The following is a 4,064-nucleotide window of genomic DNA, read 5'->3' as shown; positions in this document are numbered from 1 at the left end:
GCGACGGCGCGGCCGGTGACGTGATGCGCCTCGCGGAACGGCACGTCGACCTCGCGCACCAGCCAGTCGGCGAGGTCGGTCGCGGTCGAGAAGCCGGCCTGCGCCGCCGCGCGCATCCGATCGGGCCGGAACGTCGCGCTGGCGACCATGCCCGTCATCGCGGCGAGCGACAGCGCGAGCAGGTCGTGCGCCTCGAATACCGGCGGCTTGTCGTCCTGCATGTCCTTGGAATAGGCGAGCGGCAGGCCCTTCATCGTCACCAGCAGCGCGACCAGGCAGCCGGTGATGCGCCCGGCATGGCCGCGCACCAGCTCCGCCGCGTCGGGATTGCGCTTCTGCGGCATGATCGAGCTGCCGGTGGACCATTGATCCGACAGCGCGACGAAGCCGAACGGCTGCGACGCCCACAGCACGAACTCCTCCGCCAGCCGGCTGAGGTGAAGCGCGCATTGCGTGGCGGCGCCGAGATAGTCGAGCGCGAAGTCGCGATCGCTGACCGCGTCCAGGCTGTTGCGCGTCGGCCGATCGAACCCAAGCGCCGCCGCCGTCGCCGCGCGATCGATCGGGAAGCCGGTGCCGGCCAGCGCGGCGCTGCCCAGCGGACATTCGTTCAGTCGCGCGCGGGCGTCGGCGAAGCGGCTGCGGTCGCGCGCGATCATCTCGTGGTAGGCCATCAGATGGTGGCCCAGCGTCACGGGCTGCGCGACCTGAAGATGGGTGAAGCCCGGCATCACCGTCGCGGCATGCTCGTCGGCGCGGCTCAGCAATCCGTCCTGGAACGCCGCCAGCGCGCGCGCGACATCGTCGATCGCATCGCGGACCCAGAGGCGGAAGTCGGTCGCGACCTGATCGTTGCGCGAGCGTGCAGTGTGGAGCCGCCCGGCATCCGGCCCGATCGCGTCGGTCAGCCGCGCCTCGGTGAGCATGTGGATGTCTTCCAGCGCCAGCGCGTCGGGAACGCCGTCGGCCTCATAGCCGGCCGCGACCTGCGCCAGCCCCGCGTCGATCCGCGCCGCCGCGTCCGGCTCGACGATCCCCGCCGCGCCCAGCATCGCGGCATGCGCGCGGGAGCCGGCGATGTCCTGGCGCCACAGCCGCTTGTCGAACGGCAGGCTCGCGTTTATCTCGCGCATCACCGCCGCGGGCCCTTCCGCGAAGCGCCCACCCCACATCTGGTTGGAACCCGTCATGTCGTCGCGCTGGGCCGTCGTTCTTCTCCTGGGCGTGGCCGGGTGCACTAGGCACGAAGCCGCCCCGGAGCAAGCGAACGCCACCGCCGAGGCCGCCGCCGCGCCGGCGGCCGGGATCGACCGTTCGCACCAGGGCGAGACGCTGCCCGGCGCGGCGCTGATCGGGGTGGATGGCAAGGCCGCGAGGCTGCCGACGGGCAAGCCGCTGGTCGTCAACCTGTGGGCGACCTGGTGCGCGCCGTGCGTCGCGGAGCTGCCGACGCTGGACCGCGCGGCGGGCGAGCTGAAGGGCAGGCTGGGCGTGGTCGCGCTGGACCAGGGCGACGCGCCGGACAAGGTCCAGGCGTTCCTCGCGGCCAAGCCGCTCGCCACCGTCCGCCCCTTGATCGACCGGCAGCTGGAGGTCAGCGTCCGGCTGGGCGCGAACCTGCCGACGACGATCCTGTACGGCGCCGACGGCAAGGAACGCTGGCGCGTCACGGGCGGTCGCGACTGGAGCACGCCGGCGTCGCTGAAGCTGCTCGGCGAGGCGGGATAGAGGTCTCGCCTCTCCTTCGGGGGAGGAGGCGGGGGCTCTTGATCGGTAGGGCGTGCCCGGACACACGCCCCACCCTAGCCCCTCCCCTGAAGGGGAGGGGCTGGTTTCCGTTTACCGCGACACCACCACCAGCTCGGTCCGCCGGTTGGCCTGCTGGCCTTGCGTCGTGTCGTTGGTGGCGACCGCGTCGTTGGCGCCGCCCGACACCGCCTCGATCCGGCCGCCGTCGATCCCGGCCTTGACCAGCGCCGCCCGGACCGCGTCCGCGCGTGCCTGGCCGAGCTTCTCGTTGGTCGGGTCGGAGCCGCGCGCGTCGGCATAGCCGGCGATCTTCACCCGCGCCTGGCCATATTGCTTCAGCACGCCCGCGACGTCGTTGACCTCGGCCAGGTCGCTCGCGCGGACATCGGCCTTGTTCGTGTCGAAGTGCAGCTTGTCGAAGGTGAAGGTGCGCGGCGTCGTGCCGGTGCCGGCGAGATAGCCGCCGAGCCCGCTGAGCGCGGTCGACTCGGGCGCGCCGCTGGTCTGCGCGACGACGGCGGTGCCGGCCGGCGCGGCGGCGGTGGTGGTCGCCGCCTTTTCGTGGACGCACGAGCGGAACAGGAGCAGCAGCAGGATCAGGCCGACCAGGCCGACGATCCAGGGCAGGTAGAAATTGCCGCGCGGCTTGGCGCCATCGACGGCGCGGTTGAGCACTGGCGGTAGCGGATGCTCGCCACTGCCGCTCGCCGCCGCCGTCGCGCCCACCGCCGCCAGCCCCAGCGCCGCGGCGCCCTGGTTCAGGTGCACCTGCGTGTCGACGCGCGCCACGGCGCTGGTCGGGATGTAATGATGCTGACCGTCGGGTGAGGCGGAGCGGGTCAGCTTGATGCGGTCACCCTCGACCTTGTCGACGGTGCCGACCGTGACGCCGGCGGCGTCGCGGACCTCCATATGCTCCCGGATGCCCGATACGTCCGCCATGCCACTCTCCCAAAAGGTCTGGAAGGCGCCAACGCGGCCGAAGCGGACGTGTTCCGGCGAACTCAGGCCAGATCGTTCTCGCTGACGACGACGAGCTCGACGCCCCGGTCGCGGCCGAGTGCTGCCAGCGCGGCATCGGCGATCGGGTCGGCATGGCGGGTGAACAGCGCCACCGCGTCGCCATCGGGCCGCGTGCCGCTCAGCGCCTCCAGCAGGTCGTGGCGGACGGCGAAGCGGATCAGCTCGCCATCCACCTCGCCGGCGAACTCCACCTGCCGCTCGTCGAGATTGTCGAAGACGCTGGCGGTATCGATGTCGAGGCGGTCGGTCATGCGCTGCTCCTGCTCGCCGCGCGACGGTCGCGCACGGTCAGCCCCCAAGCGCCCGACGCGCGGGGGCGTTCCGGTCGATGAGAGGGAGTGGATGCCCGACAAGGACTCGAACCTTGATTGACGGAGTCAGAGTCCGCTCTCTTACCATTAGAGGATCGGGCAACAGCGAGGCGCGCCTAAACCGCAGAAATGCGTGGGTCAAGGCGCTTGCGAGGCATCCGTGCGACAATCCGGTTGTCGCACGTGCGACAACGGCGACTTGCGTCGTCTTGCCGGCGCGCGCGCGCGGCGCTACCGCTGGCTTCAAGCACCGAACGGGCCCCCGGCCCGCGCCGGAAGAACAGAAAGAACACGGCCATGGGCGAGATCGCCACCGGGCCGCAGGGGCGGGACGACCCCGCCCGTCCAGCGGCGCCCAGGCCCCCTCGCGGGCGCTGGGGAGACGCGCAGGCGTTCGCCGCGCTAGACCTGGGCACCAACAATTGCCGGCTGCTCATCGCGCGGCCGCAGGGCGGTCATTTTGCGGTGATCGACGCCTTTTCGCGCATCGTCCGGCTGGGCGAGGGGCTCGCCGCCTCCAACCGGCTGAGCGACGCGGCGATCGAGCGCACGATCGCGGCGCTGCGCATCTGCGCGGACAAGCTCCAGCGCCGCCACGTCACGCTGGCGCGATCGGTGGCGACCGAAGCGTGCCGGCGCGCGGCGAACGGGCCCGAGTTCATCGCGCGCGCTTATGCCGAGACGGGCATCCGGCTGGACATCATCGCGGCGGAGGAGGAGGCGCGGCTCGCCGTGCTCGGCTGCCACGCGCTGCTGGAGCCGGGGGCGGACCCGGCGCTGGTGTTCGACATCGGCGGCGGCTCGACCGAGCTGGTGCTGGTCGACACCGCCGGCGAGAGCCCGCGCGTGCTCGACTGGCATTCGGCGCCGTGGGGCGTGGTGTCGCTGACCGAGAGCGCAGGCGGCGGGGAGGGCCGCGACGGGCGGCTCGCGGCGTACGCGCGGATGCGCGCGCTGGTCGCCACCAGCATGGCGGGGTTC

5 protein-coding genes and 1 tRNA gene are annotated in these 4,064 nt (G+C 72.2%); 2 read left to right on the top strand and 4 right to left on the bottom strand.

What is annotated here, in order from left to right; translation table 11 throughout:
• Positions 1-1,172 (bottom strand): argininosuccinate lyase (argH, locus tag HUU95_RS10075; protein ID WP_174279991.1); only part of this gene is annotated, 1,172 nt, incomplete at its 3' end.
• Positions 1,173-1,188: 16 nt separating this feature from the next.
• Here argH and HUU95_RS10070 point away from each other — a divergent pair.
• Entirely contained in the window at positions 1,189-1,728 is a 540-nt protein-coding gene (locus HUU95_RS10070; RefSeq protein ID WP_174279989.1) for a TlpA family protein disulfide reductase, read from the top strand.
• Between the two features lie 111 nt (positions 1,729-1,839).
• Here HUU95_RS10070 and HUU95_RS10065 read toward each other — a convergent pair whose 3' ends face one another.
• From HUU95_RS10065 to HUU95_RS10050, 3 genes are all read right to left on the bottom strand, one after another.
• Positions 1,840-2,691 carry a DUF2171 domain-containing protein gene (locus HUU95_RS10065; protein WP_368039808.1) on the bottom strand — a complete coding sequence of 284 codons (852 nt, stop codon included), beginning with the start codon at positions 2,689-2,691 and terminating at the stop codon, positions 1,840-1,842.
• Positions 2,692-2,753: 62 nt separating this feature from the next.
• A complete protein-coding gene (locus HUU95_RS10055) occupies positions 2,754-3,023 on the bottom strand; it encodes a DUF1488 family protein (protein ID WP_174279988.1) in 270 nt (89 codons plus the stop codon).
• 88 nt (positions 3,024-3,111) lie between these two features.
• Positions 3,112-3,185 (bottom strand) — tRNA-Gln (locus tag HUU95_RS10050).
• A 195-nt stretch (positions 3,186-3,380) separates the two neighbouring features.
• Here HUU95_RS10050 and HUU95_RS10045 point away from each other — a divergent pair.
• On the top strand, positions 3,381-4,064 hold a 684-nt coding region (locus HUU95_RS10045; RefSeq protein ID WP_368039807.1), incomplete at its 3' end, for a Ppx/GppA phosphatase family protein.

This window comes from Sphingomonas bacterium, from assembly GCF_903643065.1.
Taxonomy (GTDB): domain Bacteria; phylum Pseudomonadota; class Alphaproteobacteria; order Sphingomonadales; family Sphingomonadaceae; genus Sphingomonas.
This window is presented reverse-complemented; position numbering and strand designations above follow the sequence as displayed.